The sequence below is a fragment of the Saccharopolyspora tripterygii genome, assembly GCF_054778355.1.
Window position 1 is genome coordinate 1 of the sequence record NZ_BAAGZP010000052.1, and the last position, 18,015, is coordinate 18,015.

An 18,015-nucleotide genomic window follows, 5' to 3' on the forward strand; every position below is an offset into this window, starting at 1 on the left:
CAACCGATACGCTTCCCACCGAGGTCTCCGGATAGATGTCGATCTTCTTGGTCGTTGACCCATCTACCGGAGACCTCACTACGTCCAACCACCCGCCAACCGCGTACCTAACCTCGCAGGTCAGTACACCTAGTCCTTGCGCCAGGTGTAGGCCGCGGAGAACGGGTGGTTGCGGAAGCGCTCCCACTTGGGCTTGATCTTCAGCCAGGTGTCGTCGACGACGTTCTCGTGGAGCTCCGCCAGGCGCCAGCCCGCGCCCAGTCCCGCAGCCACGTGGTCGCTGATCAGGTGCACGGTGGTGGCGATGGCGACCGGTTCACCGTCGGCGTTGGTGTAGTGGGTGGGCATCCCGGAGGTCATGATGAAGTGCGGGTGGTAGGTGACGAGCACGAACGCCGCCCCGGGGGCAGCGAGCCGGTGCGCCTCGGTGTAGAGCGGGCGCAGGTCGTCGAGGTGCTCGTCGATCAGCGAGCAGATCACCAGGTCGTACGCGCCGCCGGGCAGCCCGGTCGTCGACGCGTCGGCGACCTCCAGGCGATCGTAAGCGCCCCTGCGGCGCGCCAGCTCCAGCATCTCCGGCGTGACGTCCACGCCGTCGACGTGCGCGACGCCCCGGTCGCGCAGCCACTGCCCCGTGCGGCCGGTGCCGCACCCCAGGTCGGCAGCCCTGCTCACCTCCGTCCAGGACGGCTCGGCCAGGCGCTCCAGCAGCGCGAGGTCCATCACGTCCTCGACGGTGTCCTCGTAGTGGGCGACCCACTCCCCGTACCCGGTGCGGACGTCAACCGTCCGGTATCCACGCGCGTCAAACGTTTCGAAGTCCACTCATCGCATCCTTCCGCCGCGGGTGGTGGTCGCGAAACCGGTTTTTCACCGCAGCGGCATGCCCACGTAGTTCTCCGCCAGGGTGGTAGCGGCTGCCTGCGAGGTGCGCAGGTAGTCGAACTGGGAGCGCTGGAGGCGGCGTTCGAAGTCGTGGTCGGGTCCGTCGAAGCGGTGCGTCATCGAGGTCATCCACCACGAGAAGTGCTGCACCCGCCACACCCGTTCCAAGCACTTCGCCGAGTACTCGTCGAGTCCCGCGTCGCTGCCGGTGCGGTAGTGATCGACGAGCGCTTCCGCCAGCCGGTCCACGTCGGCGACCGCGAGGTTGAGGCCCTTCGCGCCGGTCGGCGGCACGATGTGGGCCGAGTCGCCTGCCAGGAAGAGCCTTCCGTGCCGCAGGGGTTCGCTCACGAAGCTGCGCATCGCGGTGATCGACCGGTCGATGATCGGGCCCTCGCGCAGCGTCCAGCCCGGAGTCCCCAGACGCGTGCCCAGCTCGTCCCAGATGCGCGCGTCGGACCAGTTCTCCAGCGATTCGTCCGGCGCGCACTGCAGGTAGAAGCGGCTGATGGTGGCCGAGCGCATGCTGTGCAGGGCGAAACCGCCCGCGTGGTTGGCGTAGATCAGCTCGTCGGTCGAGGGGGCGACCTCGGCGAGGATGCCCAGCCAGCCGAACGGGTAGATCCGCTCGTAGACCCGGCGGACGTCCGGCGGGATGACGTCGCGGCACACGCCGTGGAAGCCGTCGCAGCCTGCGACGAAGTCCGCGCGCAGCACCTGCTCCCGCCCGTCCTGGGTGAAGGTCACGCTCGGGGCGTCGCCGGTGACGTCGTGCACGGCGACGTCGTCGACCTCGAAGAGCACCCGGCCCCCGTCGGCCCGCCGGCGCTCGTTGAGGTCCTTCACCACTTCCTGCTGGCCATACACGGTGATCGCCCGGCCGGTGAGCTCCGTGAACGGGATGTGCAGCCGCTCGTCGTCGAACTGCAGGTGGACGCCTTCGTGGCGCTCGCCCTCGCGCAGCATCCGCTCGCCCACGCCGACCTCGCTCAGCAGGTCGCAGGTGCCCTGCTCCAGCACGCCCGCGCGAACCCGCTGCTGGACGTGCTCCTGGCTGCGCCGTTCCAGCACCACCGAGTCGACGCCCTGCAGGTGCAGCAGGTGGGACAGCAGCAAGCCGGCGGGTCCACCGCCGATGATCGCGACCTGGGTTCGCACAGCAGAGCCTCACTTCCTCGGGGCCTCGGACGAGCAACACCATCGGGCCCGAGCCCCCGTCGAAGGATGCCTCCGCTCCCGCTGAACGGAAAGTCCCAGGCCGGTAGCGGGTCGCCGAAATGGCGGAGGGCGGGAGCTCCGATCGGAACTCCCGCCCTCCGCGGTCCTCATCTCCTGGTCAGCAGCAGCGCGAGCCGGGGTTGGCGTCCTGGCGGTCGATGTGGGCTCGCCAGAACTCGCGCTCCGGCATCGGCTGCTCGCCCGGGTGGTGAGCGCGGTGGTGCGCCAGGTAGTCCTCGTAGGCGGTCTCGCCCACCACTCCGCGCACGATCTGCCAGGCCGCGCGGACGGATCCGCGCAGCCTGGACAGAGTCGTAGGAGTCAACTACCGCTCCCCGCCGAGGTGAGCTCCTTCTGCTTCTGGCGCTCCTCCGCCGTCGGGATGAGGCCGGACGGAGCCCACAGCTGCGACTTCACGTACTCGGCCTCGGTGCTCGGCAGCGGGTCGGTGGTGCGCAGCGCCTTGATCCAGACCCGGACCGCGTCCACCAGCACGATGATGATCAGCACGGCGAACAGCACGCTCAGCACACCGTCCACAGTGGAGTTCACCACGACCTTCTGCATCTCCTCCACGGTGTCGGCCGTGCCCTTGCTGGTCTGCCCGGAGTTCAGCGCGGCCTGGTACGACGCCCGCTGGGCGAAGAACCCGATCTTGGGATCGGCGGAGAAGATCTTCTGCCAGCTCGCCGTCAGCGTCACCGCCGCGTCGAACACCAGCGGGATCAACGTCACCCACGCGTACTTGGCCTTGCCCGCCTTGATCAGCAGCGTGGTGGCCACCGCGAGCGCCACCGCCGCCAGCAGCTGGTTGGCGATGCCGAACAGCGGGAACAGCTGGTTGATGCCGCCCAGCGGGTCGTTCACGCCCGCCCACAGGAAGTAGCCCCACGCGCCGACGATGATCGCGCTGGCCAGCCAGTTGCCCGGCTTCCAGCTGACGTCGCCGAAGCGCTTCCAGGCGTTGCCGACCGTGTCCTGCAGCATGAACCGGCCCACGCGGGTCCCGGCGTCCACCGTGGTCAGGATGAACAGCGCCTCGAACATCACCGCGAAGTGGTACCAGAACGCCCTCATCGCGTCCCCGCCCATGACCTGCGAGAACACTTCGGACAAGCCCAGTGCGAGGGTGGGTGCGCCGCCGCTGCGGCCCACCAGCGTCTCCTCCTCGACCGCCGCCGCGGCGGCCGACAGCTGCTCTGGGGTGACCTGGAAGCCGATCCCGGCCACCGCCTGCGACGCCGACTGCACGGTGTCGCCCAGCGCGCTGTCGGGCATGTTCATCGCGAAGTAGATGCCCGGATCGATGATGCAGGCCGCGGCCAGCGCCATGATCGCCACGAACGACTCGGTCAGCATCCCGCCGTAGCCGATGACCCGGACCTGCGACTCCTTCTCGATCATCTTCGGCGTGGTGCCCGACGAGATCAGCGCGTGGAACCCGGACAGCGCACCGCAGGCGATCGTGATGAACACGAACGGGAACAGCGCGCCGGAGAACACCGGGCCCTTGCCGTTGAGCGCGAAGTCGGTGACCGCCGCGGTCTTCATGCCCGGCATCGCGACCAGGATCGACACCGCCAGCAGCGCGATCACGCCGACCTTCATGAAGGTGCTCAGGTAGTCGCGCGGAGCCAGCAGCATCCACACCGGCAGCACCGAGGCCACGAAGCCGTAGATGATCAGCGCGAAGGTCACCTCGTTGCCGGTGAGGGTGAAGAACTCCGCCATGCCCGACTCGGCGACCCAGCTGCCGCCCGCGATGCTCAGCAGCAGCAGCGCGACGCCGATCACCGACACCTCGACGATCTTGCCCGGCCGCAGGTAGCGCAGGTAGAAGCCCATGAACAGGGCGATCGGGATCGTCATGCCGATCGAGAACGCACCCCACGGCGAGCCCTTGAGCGCACCGACCACGACCAGCGCCAGCACCGCCAGCAGGATGACCATGATGAGCAGCACGGCGATCAACGCCGCCACACCGCCCACCGGGCCGATCTCCTCGCGGGCCATCTGGCCGAGGCTGCGGCCGTTGCGGCGGGTGGAGAAGAACAGCACCACCATGTCCTGCACGGCACCGGCGAAGATGACGCCGATGATGATCCAGATCGTGCCGGGCAGGTAGCCCATCTGCGCGGCGAGCACGGGGCCCACCAGCGGCCCGGCGCCGGCGATCGCGGCGAAGTGGTGGCCGAACAGCACCCGGCGGTCGGTCGGGTGGAAGTCGGCCCCGTTGTTGAGCCGTTCCGCCGGAGTCGCCCGGTCGTCGTCGGTCTTGAGCACCCGGTTGGTGATGAACCGGGCGTAGAACCGGTACGCGATGGCGTAGGAGGCAAGCGCTGCGAAGACCAGCCAGGCGGCCGAGATCTCCTCACCGCGCACCAGCGCGATCACGCCCCAGCTGACCGCGCCGACCAGCGCGACCAGCACCCAGATGATGATCTCCTTGGGATTCATCCTGCGCTTCCGAGCCGCTCCACCGCTCGGGGCCGTTGTCGTAGCCACCGTCTCGGACTCCAATCCTGCTGTGCGAGATGCGGTTGCACAGCAGTTCTAGAGCATCGGCTCGCGCGTCTGGAATGTCCAGCCCGTTTCGCGAGCGTAATCAGGATGTGAAGAGGCCAGGCAGAGGCGGTGGGGCGGCCTCCGCTACCCGTCCGATCCGGCCCCACCGGGACCTGGGCCGGTGGCGTGAACTCGCCGGACGGTCTGATCAACAGCGCCCGGCGTCGGTAGAGTCGCCGCCGTTGATCGCAGCCGATTCGGTAACGACCGAGAACCGGCCACAACCCAGGAGGGGGTCCCGGGCGTCGTGCACAGATGTGACGGTGTCGATCGCAATGCCTGTGACCGTCCGGCCGGGTGACGGGTCGGCGGCAATGGACGAACTGACGAACAAGCTGACCGACCTCTACCAGGAGCACTACGCGCAGCTGCTGCGCATCGCGGTGCTCCTGGTGGACGACCGGGCCTCCGCCGAAGACATCGTGCAGGACGCCTACCTGCGGGTCTTCGACTCGCGAAGCAAGCTGCGCGATCCCGACAAGGCGCTGGCCTTCCTGCGGCAGGCGGTGCTCAACCGGGCGAGATCGACCCTGCGCAGGCGGCTGGTCGCCCGCAAGTACCTGCCGAAGCTGGCCGTGGCCGACAGCCTGCCCGACGACACCGGGCGCGGGCTGGATCGCGCCGTGCTCGCCCAGGCCCTCGCGCGGCTTCCGCGGCGGCAGCGCGAGGCCATCGTGCTGCGCTACTACGCCGACCTCAGCGAGGTCCGCACCGCAGAGGTGATGGGGTGCAGCCAGGGCTCGGTGAAGTCCTACTGCTCGCGCGGGGTGTCGCGGTTGTCGGAGCTGCTGGGGGAGCGGGTGTGAACGAACTCGATCGCGACACCGAACTGGTGCGCGCCCGGATGCACCGGGCCGTGGACGACGTCGAACCGGCGCCGGACTCGTTGCCGAAGCTGCTGGCCGCTGCCCGGCGCCGCCGGGCCGCCTACCGCAGGCCGACCTTCCTGATCGTCGCCGCGGCCGCGGTGGTGGCCGTTTTCGCCGGTGTGGCAGTGGGCTTCCAGACCCCGAGCCCGCAGCCGGTGAGCGTGCGGCCCGGCAACTACGTCGCGGTCGTGGGGGATGGGGTCATCACGTCCTTTGACGTGGCGTCCGGGCGCAGTCAGGGCGAGGTTGGCCGGATCGCCGGTGGCGAGGTGACCGACCTCGCAGGCGACGGGGGACGCGTTTTCGCGCTGGTGTCCACATCGGAGGGTGGCAGGGCGGTCGAGGTGACCGCCGGTGGTGAGCGGGTTCTCAGCGGTGCCCGTGACGGGCGCGCGTTGACCGCTGCCGCCGGCCGGATCGCCTATGTCGACGGAGATCGGATCGCGCTGTGGTCGGGTGGAGTGCGCCGCGATCTGCACACCGCGGGGGTGAGGGTGCTCGACCTGGCGCTGTCCGGGGACGGGAGGCTGGCGCTGCTCGTCGAGCGCGCAGGTGAGGTGGAATTCCTGCTCACTCGCCCGGATCCCGCCAGCCTGCGGGGAATGCGCCCGGTTGCGGCGGGAACGTGCGGACCGCTCGCCGTTGCCGGATCCGGAGCGGATTTCGCCGTTCTGGAACCCGTTGACTGCGACGCCCCGGGACGCGCCCGGGTCGCCACTTACGCTGCCGACTCGGGCCGGAAGCTCGCTGCCGGTGCCCCGTTCGCCACCCCGCCGCTCGTCCCTGGGGGTTTCGGGCTCTCCTCCGACCCGCAGGGCCGGGCGCTGGTGTCCCTCCCGGGCCGGGCGCAGTGGTTGGTCGACGGTCCCGAGGTCCTGCCGATCCCGCAGCCGTGCGCCGGTTCCGAGCCGTGCACCGCCGTTCCAGCGACGTTCTGACCGGCCCCGCTTCACCCAAGCGGGCGAGACATCGGCGATCTGCTGGTCGGGCGGCCCGGGTTGCCCCATTCTCGGAAGGTCGTCCGACGGTGTGGGGTGTGCGTGCGGGGATTGCGGCGGTTGGTGCTCGTTGCTCTGGACCGGCCTCGGTGGCAGCAGGTGGTCGCGTGCTGCGTGTCGCTGTGGGCCCTCGCTTGGATCGTCGGGCAGTTCCTCGCCCCGGCGCACGGACCGAGCGCCCTGGGCGTGCTGGGCGAGCTCGCCGCGCGCGTGGGCCTCACCGGTGGCGGCTGGACGCAGCGGGTCACCGAGACCTGGCAGCACAGCGGCGGGGGACTCGCGATCTTCGGCGGGCTCCTGTGGTCGGCCACCACCGAACGCGGTCAGCTGCCCGCCCTGCTCGGGTGGGTCGCGGTGATGCTGGGAGCCGAACGCCTCGGCTACCGACCGGCGATGCTGGTGGCCGTGGGGAGCATGGTCGGTTTCGTCGTGCTGCTGTGGATCACCGCGCAGATCTCCCGCCGGCTGCTGGAGCAGACCACGCTGCTGCCCGGCGACGTGCTGCGGGCGGGCGTCACGGCCGCCGCGCTGTCCGCGGTGGTGCCGCTGTTCGCGCCCGCGCTGTTCCTGACCAGGCTCGGCAATCCCTACCTCACCAAGGGGCCACGCCCGATCCCGGCCCAGCGGCGCGACGAGTCCGGCATCGCGGACCGGGAACGGTCTTAGGGGTCCCCTTGCAGGATCACCTTGCTTGGCGGTGCGGGTGGCGGAACCTCACAGGCCGTCTGGACTCCGTGCGCCACTCCTTTTGTATGCCAATACACGGCGTCGCGGCGTACTCGCCAGACGGCGTGTGAGAAACCGCGGCGGGCTCCGCCGCATCCTGAAACGATCCCTTGGCCCTCAGACCTTGAGGCGCAAGCCTCGTTCCGTCATCGCTCGCAGCTCCGGGTCGTCCGGCTGGGATCGGCGTTGCGACCAGACCGCCTGCACGACCCGGACCTGGTTCGCGGTCTGCTGGACCGATTGCGCCGAGTCGCCGAAATCGCGCGGTCCGCCCGGCCAGCCCCGGCCCTGCGAGATCAGGTCGCTGATCCCGCCGGTCCCCGCCGATTCCAGCAGCTTGCGCAGCTCGGTCGCCGACCCCGCGTCCGGCAGGTCCACGACCGCGACCGAGACCGCCACCGAGGATGGGCCCAGGTGGGACTCGAACACCCCGCGCCGCAGACCTCGGCAGGGTTGCTGCTGGAAGAACCGCTGCACGTCGCCGTAGGAGCCCGGTCCGCACTCGCTGACCCGGTCCGTCGCGTGCTGCGCGAACTCCACGCCGTCGACCCGCTGCGACGGCATCTCCGGAGGGCTCGCCGACGGCGAACCCAGCACCACGGCGCCGACCAGCGCGAACACCACGGCCAGCGCCGCGACCGCACCGATCACCTTGCCGCGCGGGAAGGACCGGGAGACCGCGGTGGCGCGCGGCCGGTCGAAGGGGCGGTCCTCGGAGTACTTCGGGATGAGCATCGTGTCGATACCGGCGAGATCGACCTCGGGCGAAGCCGGGAAGCCCTCCTCGACGAGCGTGTTCCCGGGCACCTCGGCGTCCAGGACGCGGAGCAGCTCCAGCGCGGACGCCGCGTCGCACGGGCCCTCGTAGGTCGCCAGTTCCCGGGAGGCCGACAGGACGGACGTCGTGTTGGGTGAGACCACCCGGACTCCGCGGTGCAGGTCGGCGGTCGGTTGCGTGACCTGCCCGACGTACGGGCCCACCGCCACGACCGCTGCCACCGGAAGTGGTTCGAGCCCGCGGGATTGCAGGCTGCGGGCAAGCGCAGCGGCCGATTCGAGGCCTTCCTGCGCCGGGTTGACCTTGCCCTCGGTGCGCACCAGCGGCCAACCGTCCACGGTCCACGGCGTGCCGACCGGGGCGTCCAGCTTCAACGCCGGTTCCGGCAGGTCGACGCCGAGCACTACGATCACCCCGCGAGGCAGCACGATCACCGCGTCGAGCTCGCGCGGGCTCCCCGGAGGCCGGCAGCCGAGCACGGCGACGCCGCCGAGCACCGAACGGCCGGCGCCCCACGCGGCGATGGCCGCCCGGATGTCGGCACCGACCTTGGTCGGTTCCGCTCCGAGCCGCACCAGGTGCATCAGGCCTCCTCGAGAGTTCTGGTGTGCCGGGTCCTTTCGGGCCGACCGGACGACCGTAGCGGGGGCGCGCGGACGACGTGATCCGGATCGATGATTAATCCGTTCGAGTGGTAATCGCCACTCGTCCGCCGAGGCGGCGTTGGTGCGTCCGAGGGACGTCGATCACCCGGTGCGGGGCTCGGAACAGCGATTTCATTGAATCCGCGTCCGTGGTGACGTACTGGTCTCGGCTGGTACCGGGCGTTTCGGGAGTTGACCGCGAGACGATCTCGCGGTGGCGGAGATCTCCACCGGCGATGCAGAATGGCGCCGCAACTGGTGATCGCCGGGTTCGCGAGGTCGTAGGGGAAGACGTCCCTCGTCGAATAGCGGAGGTCAGCAGTGAGAACCCGTGGCAGCGACAGTGGCCTCACCAGCGGTGTGGTCTACATCCACTCGTCGCCGTCTGCGGTCTGCCCGCACGTCGAGTGGGCGATTTCCGGCGCACTCGGCACACGGACGGAACTCCGCTGGACGGCGCAACCGGCAGCCCCAGGGCAACTCCGATCGGAGTGCACCTGGACAGGCGAGCCGGGTACTGGAGCACGCCTGGTGACCGCGCTGCGCGCGTGGCCCATGTTGCGCTTCGAGATCACCGAGGACCCCAGTCACGGGGTCGACGGGCAGCGGTTCTGCCACGCGCCCGGGCTCGGTCTGTGGCGTGCGTGCACGAGCGCCAATGGTGACATCGTCGTGAGCGAAGATCAACTGAGGACGCTCGCGGCGAACGCCAAGGGGCCGGAGGCCTTCTCGCACCGGGTCGGCCAGCTCCTCGGCGCGGAGTGGGATGACGCCCTGGAACCGTTCCGCCGCGCCGGCGACGGCGCTCCGGTGACGGTGCTGCACCGCGTCGGCTGATTTGCGGCGGATCGCGGGGAACCGCGCAACCGATGATCGGTGTTGTGCGAAGCTGGGCGCGTGCGCACTTGGCTGAAATGGGGGATTCCGCTCGCCGTCGTCGTGCTGCTGGCCGCGGGTGGTGGGGGAGTCCTGCTCGCCCAGCAGGTCTACGACGACCGGTACGGGCAGCGGGACTCGGGTGTCGTCCCCGTGCAGGGCACCCTCCAGAAGACGGTGTCGCGCTCGGGCGTCGAGTACTCGCCGGACGCTGCCGCTTACCCCGACCAGAAGATCATCGAAGGTCTGCTGGACAACTACTTCGACGGCATCAACCGCAAGAACTACGAGCTGTGGAAGTCCACGGTCCCGCCCAGCAAGTGGCGGGAGCTCCCGCAGAGCAAGTGGACCGACGCCTACGACTCGACGCGGGACTTCGAGATGAAGGTGCACCGCATCGACCCGGGTCAGGACCGCTCCGCGCTGGTGATGCTCAGCTTCAAGAGCGAGCAGGACCTGGAGGACGCGCCGCCGCAGGTGAAGGCCGAGTGCGTGCACTGGGACGTCGTCTACCCGGTGGTCGTCGACGAGAACGGCAACGCGGTCCTGGACATCAGCAAGCTGCCCAACAGCGCCATCGCAGCCCGCTGCTCCTGACCCCAGCACCGCTCGGTGTTGATCCCGAGCGCCACTCCGGAACGGCATCTCAAGGCATTTCCCAGTTTTAGTCCAAACCGAGAGCCTTCGGTGCCCGAAATGTCGGCTCAGTTTGGACTAAAACTGGGAATGAGGGCGGTGCTCGGAGGCGCCGCCCTCATTCCCGTCGTCGATCAGAGGGGGATGTTGCCGTGGGCGCCGCGGCCCGCGGGGGCGGCTGCCAGCGTCTCGGCGATGCGACGGCGGGTGGACGCCGGGTCGATGACCTCGTCGACCACGCCGATCGACATCGCACGTCCCACGCCACCGGCGATCCGCTCGTGCTCGGCGGTCAGCTCATCGACCAGCTGCTCGCGCTCCTCCTCCGGAGCGGCGGCGATCTTCTTGCGGTGCAGCACGCCGACGGCGGCCTTCGCACCCATCACCGCGACCTCGGCCTCCGGCCAGGCGAACACCGTGGTGGCACCCAGCGCGCGGGAGTTCATCGCGATGTACGCGCCGCCGTAGGACTTGCGCAGCACCAGCGTCACGCGCGGCACGACGGCCTCACCGAAGGCGTGCAGCAGCTTCGCGCCTCGGCGGACGACCCCGCCCCACTCCTGGCCGACGCCTGGCAGGTAGCCGGGCACGTCGACCATCACCAGCAGCGGAACGCCGAACGAGTCGCACATCCGCACGAATCGCGCCGCCTTCTCAGCCGACAGCGAGTCGAGGCAACCGCCCTTGCGCAGCGGGTTGTTGGCGATGATGCCGATGCTCCGACCGCCGAGCCGGGCGAAGCCGACCACGATGTTCGGAGCCCACTTGGCCTGCAGCTCCTCGAAATCGGCCTCGCCGTCGGGACGCGCGTCCACGATTCCGCGGATGACCGGCTTGATGTCGTAGGCGCGCTGCGGGCGGTTCGGCAGCAGGCTGCGCAGCTCCGCCTCGTCCTGCACCGAGCGCAGGTCGAACAGCCCGGGCTTGGCCAGCAGGCCGGTCAGGCGGCGGGCGCGGACGTAGGCGTCGGACTCGTCCTCGGCGATCACGTGGACCACGCCGGACTTCGTGCCGTGCGCGGGGATGCCGCCGAGCCCTTCCTGGTCGATCTCCTCGCCGGTGACGCTGCGGACGACGTCCGGGCCGGTCACGAACACGCGGCCCTTCGGCGACATGATCACCACGTCGGTCAGCGCCGGGCCGTAGGCCGCACCGCCGGCGGCCGGGCCGACGACGACCGAGATCTGCGGGACGCGGCCGGACGCGCGGATCATCGCCGCGAACATCTGGCCCATGCCGTCCAGGGATTCGACGCCCTCGGGGATGCGGGCACCGCCGGAGTGCCACACGCCGATCACCGGGCAGCGCTCGCGCACCGCCATGTCGATGGCGTCCACGATGTGCGCGCAGCCCTCGGAACCCAGCGCGCCGCCCATCTTGGTGGCGTCGCTGCAGTACACGATGACGCGCGTGCCGTCGATGCGACCGCGCACCGCGAACATCCCGCTGTTGTCGCGCGGATGCAGCGGTTCGATCGAGTCCTCGTCGAGCATCTGCTCCAGCCGCACTTCGGGATCGCGGAAGTCGCGCTGCGCCTGCTCGGTCTCCGGCGATGTGGTGGCGAGAGCGGTCATGGGGGTCCTCCGGGATTTCGGTGTCAGCAGACGTCTGTGAGATCGCGCAGTGGTGGTGTGCGGTCTTCTCGACCGGCGAGGCCGGTCTTCCGCCCGATGGGCGACGCGCACCGCGGTTTCGAGTGGTGTTCTCCTGTGAAGGCGTCCCGACGGCCTGGACGGGCCGAATCGGGACGCTCGGGGAGCAGGAGAACCGCCTCAGGTTCCGCTGCTCGCGACGCTGCGCACGTCGATCAGCACGAGCTCGACCGGGCGGGGACGGGTGATCGCACCCGGCCCCCGCCGATCGCGGTCATGCCGTGGCGAAGGCGAGCGCGACGTTGTGCCCACCGAAGCCGAAGGCGTTGTTGATCGCGGCGGTCTGCTCGACGTGGCGCGGCTTGTCGGCCACCACGTCCAGCTCCACCTTGGGGTCGATGTTCTCGAGGTTCTGCGTCGCCGGGATGACGCCGTGGTGCAGCGAGAGGATCGTGACGATGCTCTCCACCGCGCCGGCCCCGCCGACCAGGTGTCCGAGAGAACCCTTCGGAGCGGTCACCACCGCACCGTCCCCGATGGCCTTGCGCACCGAGTTCGCCTCGCCCACGTCACCGACCACTGTGGAGGTGGCGTGCGCGTTGACGTGCCCGATGTCGGAAGGCTGGAGATCGGCCGCGGCCAGCGCCTTGCGCATCGCCGCGACCTGGCCCAGACCGTCCGGGTGGCTACCGGTGATGTGGTAGGCGTCGGAGGTGATGCCGGATCCGGCCAGGCGGCCGTAGATCCGCGCTCCGCGCGCCTTGGCGTGCTCGGCGCTCTCCAGGATCACCACTCCGGCGCCCTCGCCCATCACGAACCCGTCGCGGTCCACGTCGAACGGGCGGGAGGCGTGCTCCGGCGCGTCGTTGCGGGTGCTCAGGGTCCGGGCCTGGGCGAAACCGGCGATCGTGATCGGGTGGATGCAGGACTCCGCACCACCGGCCACGACGACGTCGGCGTGCCCGTACCGGATCATCTCGGCGGCCTTGGCCAAGCCCTCGGCACCGGACGCGCAGGCCGAAGCCGGCGAGTGCACACCCGCGCGAGCGCGCAGCTCCAGGCTGACCATCGCGGCCGGACCGTTGGGCATCAGCATCGGCACCGTCAGCGGCGAGACCTTGCGCAGGCCACCCGCTTCCAGCTGGTCGTCCTGCTGGAGCAGGGTCAGCGGGCCGCCGATCCCGGTGCCCAGCGCAACGCCGAGCCGGTCGGGGTCGACCGGTTCGGCCTCGTCGGTGGGCAGTTCGAAGCCGGCATCCGCCCACGCCTCGCGGGCCGCGATGACCGCGATGGCCTCGCAGCGGTCCATCCGGCGCAGCTGCACGCGAGGCAGCACCTCGCTCGGGTCGACCGCCAGCGGCGCGCCGATCTTGGCGGGCAGCTCGTAGGTGTCGAGCCATTCGGCTTCCAGCCGGCGGATGCCGGAGGCGCCGTTGAGCAACCCGTCCCAAGTGGACGCGACGTCACCGCCCAGCGGTGTCGTCGCGCCCAGCCCGGTGATGACGACTTCGGTGGTCATGCGTTCTTGGTGATGTAGTCCACCGCATCACCGACGGTCTTGAGGTTGGCCAGCTCGTCGTCCGGGATCTTGACGCCGAACTTGTCCTCGGCCTGCACCGCGATCTCCACCATGGACAGCGAGTCGATGTCCAGGTCGTCGACGAAGGACTTGTCGACGGTCACGTCGGCCGCGTCGACACCCGCGACCTCCTCGACGATGGCGGCGAGACCCTTGGCGGTTTCTTCGTTCGACACTGGTTCGTTTCCTTCCTGGTTCTTACGTCCCTACCGCTGGGTCGCGCGACCCGCGGTGGCTTTGTGGTTGTGGCAGAACATCAAGGGCAGATGGCGACCTGGGCCGCGTAGGACAGCCCGGCTCCGAAGCCCACCAGGAGCATCACGGCACCGCTGGGGATCTCCCCGGCCGCGCGCATGTGGTCGATGGACAGCGGGATCGACGCCGATGACGTGTTGCCGGAGTAGACGATGTCACGCGCGACCACCAGGTCGTCGCGTGCACCCTTGCTCTGCAGCTTCTTGCCGATGGCCTCGATGATGCGCAGGTTCGCCTGGTGCGGCACGAGGACGTCGATGTCGGAGAGCTGCAAACCGGCGGCCTCGACGGCTTCGATGGCGACCGGGGCGATCTGGGTGGTCGCCCACCGGAAGACCGACTGGCCCTCCTGGTAGATGTACTTGTTCTCGCGCAGGTAGATGGTGTCCACCAGGTCGCCCGCGCTGCCCAGCACGCCCGGGCCGAGCTCGGGCTCCTCGGCCGGACCGACCACGGTGGCACCCGCGCCGTCGGCGAAGATGATGACGTTGGCGCGGTCCTCCCAGTCCAGCCACTCCTGGAAGCGCTCGGACCCGATCACCAGCACGTTGCGGGCCGAACCGGAGCGCACCGCGTCCGAGGCGGTGTTGAGGGCGTAGACGAATCCGGCGCAGGCGGCGTTGAGGTCGAAGGCGCTCTTGGCCTTGATGCCGATCTGGTCGGCGACCTGCGCGGCGGCGTTGGGGATGCCGCCCTGCATGGTGCAGGTGGCCACGATGACCTGGTCCACATCGGACGGTGCGAGGCCGGCGTCGGCGATGGCCTTGGCACCGGCCTCGACGGCCATGCTGACCACCGTCTGGTCGTCGTCGCCGAACCGGCGGTGCACGATGCCGACCCGCTGGCGCACCCACTCGTCGTTGGTGTCCACCAGCTTCGCCAGGTCGTCGTTGGTGACGACCCGGTTTCCCTGGGTGCTGCCGAAGCCGAGCAGCTTGGTGCCCGCGACGGCTGGCTTCGATGCGATGCGGGGCAGGCTCACGCGGCGCTCCCGAGCTGGTCGGCGACCTTGTCCAGGTCGGCAGGGGTCTTGAGGGCGATCGTCTGGACGCCCTTGAGCGCGCGACGCACCATGCCGGTCAGCGCACCGGCGGGCGGGAACTCGACGACGGCGTCCACACCGCGCTCGCCCAGGGCGCTCATGCAGCTGTCCCAGCGCACCGGGTTGGTGACCTGGTTGACCAGGCGGTTCAGGATGTCGTCGGCGGAGGAGACCACCGCACCGTCCGCATTGGACAGCAGCGGCAGCACCGCGTCGCCGGCGTCGACGTCTTCGGCGTGCTTGGCCAGGGTCTCCTGCGCGGACACCATGAAGCGGGTGTGGAACGCGCCGGCGACCGGCAGCGGGCGGACCCGGGCGCCTTCCGGCGGCTCCGCGGCCAGCATCTCCAGCGAGCCCGTCTTGCCCGCGGCGACGATCTGACCTGCGCCGTTGCGGTTCGCGGCGTCCAGGCCGAGACGTTCCAGCGTTTCCAGCACGATCTGCTCGTCACCGCCGAGCACCGCGGACATGCCCGTGGGCTCCAGGGCGCAGGCGGCGGCCATCTCCCGGCCGCGCACCGCGGCCAGCGCCACGGCGTCGTCCGGGCTGAGCGCACCGGCGATGGCTGCCGCGGCGAGCTCGCCGACCGAGTGCCCGGCGACCGGGGTGTCGGCGGGGACCTCGAAGCGGCGGCGCAGTTCCTCGGCCGCGATCAGCGACAACGCCACGACCAGCGGCTGGGTCACCGAGGTGTCCTTGATCTCGTCGGCCTCCGCAGTGGTGCCGAGTTGGATCAGGTCCAGGCCGGTGAGCTCCGACCAGCGTCCGAGGCGGTCCTCGACGCCGTCGAGCTCCAACCACGGGTTGAACATCCCTGGGGCCTGAGACCCCTGTCCGGGGGCGAGAAGCGCGATCACTCTTGCTACTGAACACCCGGTGGCCGGGTCGAGGTGATGCCGACGGGGACTAAGTCCGAGGCGCAAAGTTGTGGAGTGTCTACAAGCGCCACCTGGAGCACGGGGTCTTAACTGGGGAATCGTTGTTGGCTGTGTCCGGTTGATGACGGTGGGGTGAACCCCGCACCACTCGGTTCGCCCGGTGTTCGCGAGCCCGTTCCCGCATCGGGACCCGTCACCAGAGGCCGCGAGACTTGGCCAGCCGGCCGACCGCGAGCCCGACTCGCAGCACGTGCGCGTCGCGGGCGTTGGAGGGAGTGCGCCCGGTCAGCTCGGCGACGCGGCGGAGTCGATATCGGACCGTGTTGGGGTGGACGTAGAGCTGGCGGGCGCAGTTCTCCAGGACGCCGCCGACCTCCAGGTAGGTGTCGACGGTCTCCATCAGCGCGCCACCGGCGTCCACGATCGGGAGCATGATCCGCTCGACGAGCTGCCGCTCGGCCTCGGGATCTCCGGCGAGCGCGCGCTCGGGCAGCAGATCGCCGGAGGGGACCGGGCGCGGTGCGGTCGGCCAGGCGACGACCGACCGCAGGGCCGACATCGCGTCGGCCGCGGAGCGGTGCGCATCGGCCAGGCTCGGCATGCTCGGACCCGCCACCACCGGCCCCTCGCCGAACGCCTCGGTCAACCCGAGCGCGATCTGCTCGTTGTCGCGATCGTCGCCCGCGCCGCCGAAGACGACCACGAGCCGCGAGCCCTGCACGCCCAGGAGCACGGGGCAGCCGACGCGGGCCGCCCGGCTGCGCACCTGGTAGACGACGGTGGGCGGGTCGTCGGAGGGCGCGTTGCCGACCAGCACGGTGGCCTCGGACGCGGGGTCCCAGCCGAGCGCGGCCGCCCGGGACAGCAGTGATTCCTCAGCGTCGCCGCGCACGATGCCGTCGACGACCAGCGCTTCCAGCCGCGCGTCCCACGCACCCCGCGCTTCCGCGGCGGCGGCGTAGGAGGTGGCTGCGGCGAAGGCGATCTCCCGCGTGTAGCGCAGGATCGACTCCAGCAGCACGAACCGCTCGTGCTCCTTCTCCGCGAGCTCCGGCAGCTGCTGCTCGAAGATGTCGATGGCGACCCGGACGAGTTCCAGGGTCTGCCGGAGGCTGACCCAGCGGGACAGGTCTCGGGGTGCGTTGCGGAAGGCCTCGGCGGTCAGGCGGATCGACTGGCTGGGGTCCTGCATCCAGGAGACGAAGTTGGAGACACCGGTCTGGGTCACCAGCTGCACGCTCGCCCGCTGGTCCGCCGGGAGCCGCTGGAACCAGGGGAGTCGTTGCTCCATCGCGGTGATGCTGGCGCCCGCGAGTCCGCCGGACGCGCGCTCCAGCCGCCGCAGCGTCGCCGCGCACACCTGATCTTGCGTACCGGTGTCCCGCTCACCAGCGTCTTCGGTACTCATGCGGACAGAATCGCATGTCTGAGATCGGCGCGGACGCGGGGAGCGCGGGGGCGAGGGGATGCGCCCCGGGCGGACATTCGTATTCACAGAGTCATCAAAGGTGTCGAACAATTCACTCGTGCGAATTACAAGAGTCGTCCGAACGTGGCGCCTGTCGGAGTTGCCGCGCTGTTGATGATCGAGAACGATTCGCCGGACGCGAATTAGTCGTACATTTTTCTGGTTTTACTGAGGAGCGAGAAATATGGGAGCCCTCCAACAAGGATTGTCCGCGGCCTGGTCCGCCGTGGCCACCTTCGTGCCGAAGCTCGTCGTGTTCCTGATCATCCTTCTGGTCGGCTGGCTCATCGCCAAGGCCGTTTCCAAGGCCGTTCAGATGGCGTTCAACAAAATGGGTTTCAACAAGCTCCTCGCGAAGTCCGGGCTGAACGACATGACGTCCGGTTCGGGAATCGACATCGGCGGAATCCTCGTCAAGCTCATCTACTACTTCATCCTGCTGATCTTCTTGCAGCTGGCGCTGAGCGCGTTCGGCCCCAACGCGGTGAAGGACCTCATCGACCAGGTCGTGCTGTTCCTGCCGCGCATCGTCGTGGCCGTGGTGCTGGTCCTGGTCGCCGGTGCGATCGGCCGTGCGGTCGGTGACCTGATCACCAGCTCGCTGGGCAACCGCTCCGTCGGCCCGGTGCTCGGCAAGATCGCCTTCGGTTTCATCCTGGCGCTGGGCGTCATCTCGGCGCTGAACCAGATCGGCATCGCGGTCACCGTCACCACGCCGGTGCTCGTGGCCGTGCTGACCGCGGCCGCGGGCGTGATCATCGTCGGCGTCGGCGGCGGTCTCATCCAGCCGATGCAGCAGCGCTGGCACCGCTGGCTCGACAGCGCGGAGTCGCAGTTCGGCGGGAAGGCCGACGGCGGTGCGCAGCAGGCGGGCGCCCCGCAGTCCGGTTCGGCGCAGCCCGGCCCCGGTGCTCAGGGGCACAGCGGAACCCTCTGAACCGACGCTGAGGAATCGGGGCTCACCCATCGGTGGGTCCCGATTTTTCACGCTCTTGGCCGTTCCGGG

The 18,015-nt window shown here is 69.8% G+C and carries 17 protein-coding genes; 6 read left to right on the forward strand and 11 right to left on the reverse strand.

The annotated features are described in order from the left end of the window. Nucleotides 1-129 precede the first annotated feature (129 nt). The 4 genes from ACYVF3_RS31430 to ACYVF3_RS31445 form a co-directional block, all read right to left on the reverse strand. Nucleotides 130-825 (reverse strand): class I SAM-dependent DNA methyltransferase, encoded by a 696-nt coding sequence (locus tag ACYVF3_RS31430; protein ID WP_461157912.1) that lies wholly within the window; start codon nucleotides 823-825, stop codon nucleotides 130-132. A 45-nt stretch (nucleotides 826-870) separates the two neighbouring features. Continuing rightward, complete coding sequence (gene pobA / locus ACYVF3_RS31435; protein ID WP_461157913.1) at nucleotides 871-2,043, reverse strand: 4-hydroxybenzoate 3-monooxygenase; 1,173 nt, start codon at nucleotides 2,041-2,043, stop codon at nucleotides 871-873. 178 nt (nucleotides 2,044-2,221) lie between these two features. Then, nucleotides 2,222-2,428: a YbdD/YjiX family protein gene (locus ACYVF3_RS31440; RefSeq protein WP_461157914.1), complete on the reverse strand. Its 207-nt coding sequence runs from the start codon at nucleotides 2,426-2,428 to the stop codon at nucleotides 2,222-2,224. Then, nucleotides 2,425-4,560 carry a carbon starvation CstA family protein gene (locus ACYVF3_RS31445; protein WP_461157915.1) on the reverse strand — a complete coding sequence of 712 codons (2,136 nt, stop codon included), beginning with the start codon at nucleotides 4,558-4,560 and terminating at the stop codon, nucleotides 2,425-2,427. The genes ACYVF3_RS31440 and ACYVF3_RS31445 overlap by 4 nt, the downstream gene beginning before the upstream one ends. Nucleotides 4,561-4,982: 422 nt before the next feature. Between ACYVF3_RS31445 and ACYVF3_RS31450 the strand changes: the two genes are divergently transcribed. From ACYVF3_RS31450 to ACYVF3_RS31460, 3 genes are all read left to right on the forward strand, one after another. Then, entirely contained in the window at nucleotides 4,983-5,474 is a 492-nt protein-coding gene (locus tag ACYVF3_RS31450) for a SigE family RNA polymerase sigma factor (protein WP_461157916.1), read from the forward strand. Continuing rightward, nucleotides 5,471-6,475 (forward strand): hypothetical protein, encoded by a 1,005-nt coding sequence (locus ACYVF3_RS31455; RefSeq protein WP_461157917.1) that lies wholly within the window; start codon nucleotides 5,471-5,473, stop codon nucleotides 6,473-6,475. Before ACYVF3_RS31450 ends, ACYVF3_RS31455 begins: the two co-directional genes overlap by 4 nt. 123 nt (nucleotides 6,476-6,598) lie before the next feature. Continuing rightward, nucleotides 6,599-7,201: a hypothetical protein gene (locus ACYVF3_RS31460; RefSeq protein WP_461157977.1), complete on the forward strand. Its 603-nt coding sequence runs from the start codon at nucleotides 6,599-6,601 to the stop codon at nucleotides 7,199-7,201. Nucleotides 7,202-7,378: 177 nt separating this feature from the next. Here ACYVF3_RS31460 and ACYVF3_RS31465 read toward each other — a convergent pair whose 3' ends face one another. Continuing rightward, nucleotides 7,379-8,623 (reverse strand): hypothetical protein, encoded by a 1,245-nt coding sequence (locus ACYVF3_RS31465; RefSeq protein ID WP_461157918.1) that lies wholly within the window; start codon nucleotides 8,621-8,623, stop codon nucleotides 7,379-7,381. A gap of 420 nt (nucleotides 8,624-9,043) precedes the next feature. Here ACYVF3_RS31465 and ACYVF3_RS31470 point away from each other — a divergent pair, with 420 nt between their 5' ends. Next, nucleotides 9,044-9,520 carry a DUF3145 domain-containing protein gene (locus tag ACYVF3_RS31470; protein WP_425474199.1) on the forward strand — a complete coding sequence of 159 codons (477 nt, stop codon included), beginning with the start codon at nucleotides 9,044-9,046 and terminating at the stop codon, nucleotides 9,518-9,520. 60 nt (nucleotides 9,521-9,580) lie between these two features. Further along, complete coding sequence (locus ACYVF3_RS31475; protein ID WP_461157919.1) at nucleotides 9,581-10,156, forward strand: hypothetical protein; 576 nt, start codon at nucleotides 9,581-9,583, stop codon at nucleotides 10,154-10,156. Nucleotides 10,157-10,329: 173 nt separating this feature from the next. Here ACYVF3_RS31475 and ACYVF3_RS31480 read toward each other — a convergent pair whose 3' ends face one another. From ACYVF3_RS31480 to ACYVF3_RS31505, 6 genes are all read right to left on the reverse strand, one after another. Beyond that, complete coding sequence (locus tag ACYVF3_RS31480; RefSeq protein WP_461157920.1) at nucleotides 10,330-11,769, reverse strand: acyl-CoA carboxylase subunit beta; 1,440 nt, start codon at nucleotides 11,767-11,769, stop codon at nucleotides 10,330-10,332. A gap of 292 nt (nucleotides 11,770-12,061) precedes the next feature. Beyond that, a complete protein-coding gene (locus tag ACYVF3_RS31485) occupies nucleotides 12,062-13,306 on the reverse strand; it encodes a beta-ketoacyl-[acyl-carrier-protein] synthase family protein (RefSeq protein ID WP_461157921.1) in 1,245 nt (414 codons plus the stop codon). Continuing rightward, on the reverse strand, nucleotides 13,303-13,542 hold the full coding sequence (locus ACYVF3_RS31490) for an acyl carrier protein (RefSeq protein ID WP_145745623.1): 240 nt from the start codon (nucleotides 13,540-13,542) through the stop codon (nucleotides 13,303-13,305). The genes ACYVF3_RS31485 and ACYVF3_RS31490 overlap by 4 nt, the downstream gene beginning before the upstream one ends. Before the next feature lie 80 nt (nucleotides 13,543-13,622). After that, nucleotides 13,623-14,603: a beta-ketoacyl-ACP synthase III gene (locus ACYVF3_RS31495; RefSeq protein ID WP_461157922.1), complete on the reverse strand. Its 981-nt coding sequence runs from the start codon at nucleotides 14,601-14,603 to the stop codon at nucleotides 13,623-13,625. After that, nucleotides 14,600-15,520 carry an ACP S-malonyltransferase gene (locus ACYVF3_RS31500; RefSeq protein WP_461157923.1) on the reverse strand — a complete coding sequence of 307 codons (921 nt, stop codon included), beginning with the start codon at nucleotides 15,518-15,520 and terminating at the stop codon, nucleotides 14,600-14,602. The genes ACYVF3_RS31495 and ACYVF3_RS31500 overlap by 4 nt, the downstream gene beginning before the upstream one ends. Before the next feature lie 214 nt (nucleotides 15,521-15,734). Next, on the reverse strand, nucleotides 15,735-16,949 hold the full coding sequence (locus tag ACYVF3_RS31505) for a PucR family transcriptional regulator (RefSeq protein ID WP_461157924.1): 1,215 nt from the start codon (nucleotides 16,947-16,949) through the stop codon (nucleotides 15,735-15,737). Nucleotides 16,950-17,193: 244 nt separating this feature from the next. Between ACYVF3_RS31505 and ACYVF3_RS31510 the strand changes: the two genes are divergently transcribed. After that, nucleotides 17,194-17,946, forward strand: a complete 753-nt coding sequence (locus tag ACYVF3_RS31510; RefSeq protein WP_461157925.1) for a mechanosensitive ion channel family protein — start codon at nucleotides 17,194-17,196, stop codon at nucleotides 17,944-17,946. Nucleotides 17,947-18,015 lie beyond the last annotated feature (69 nt).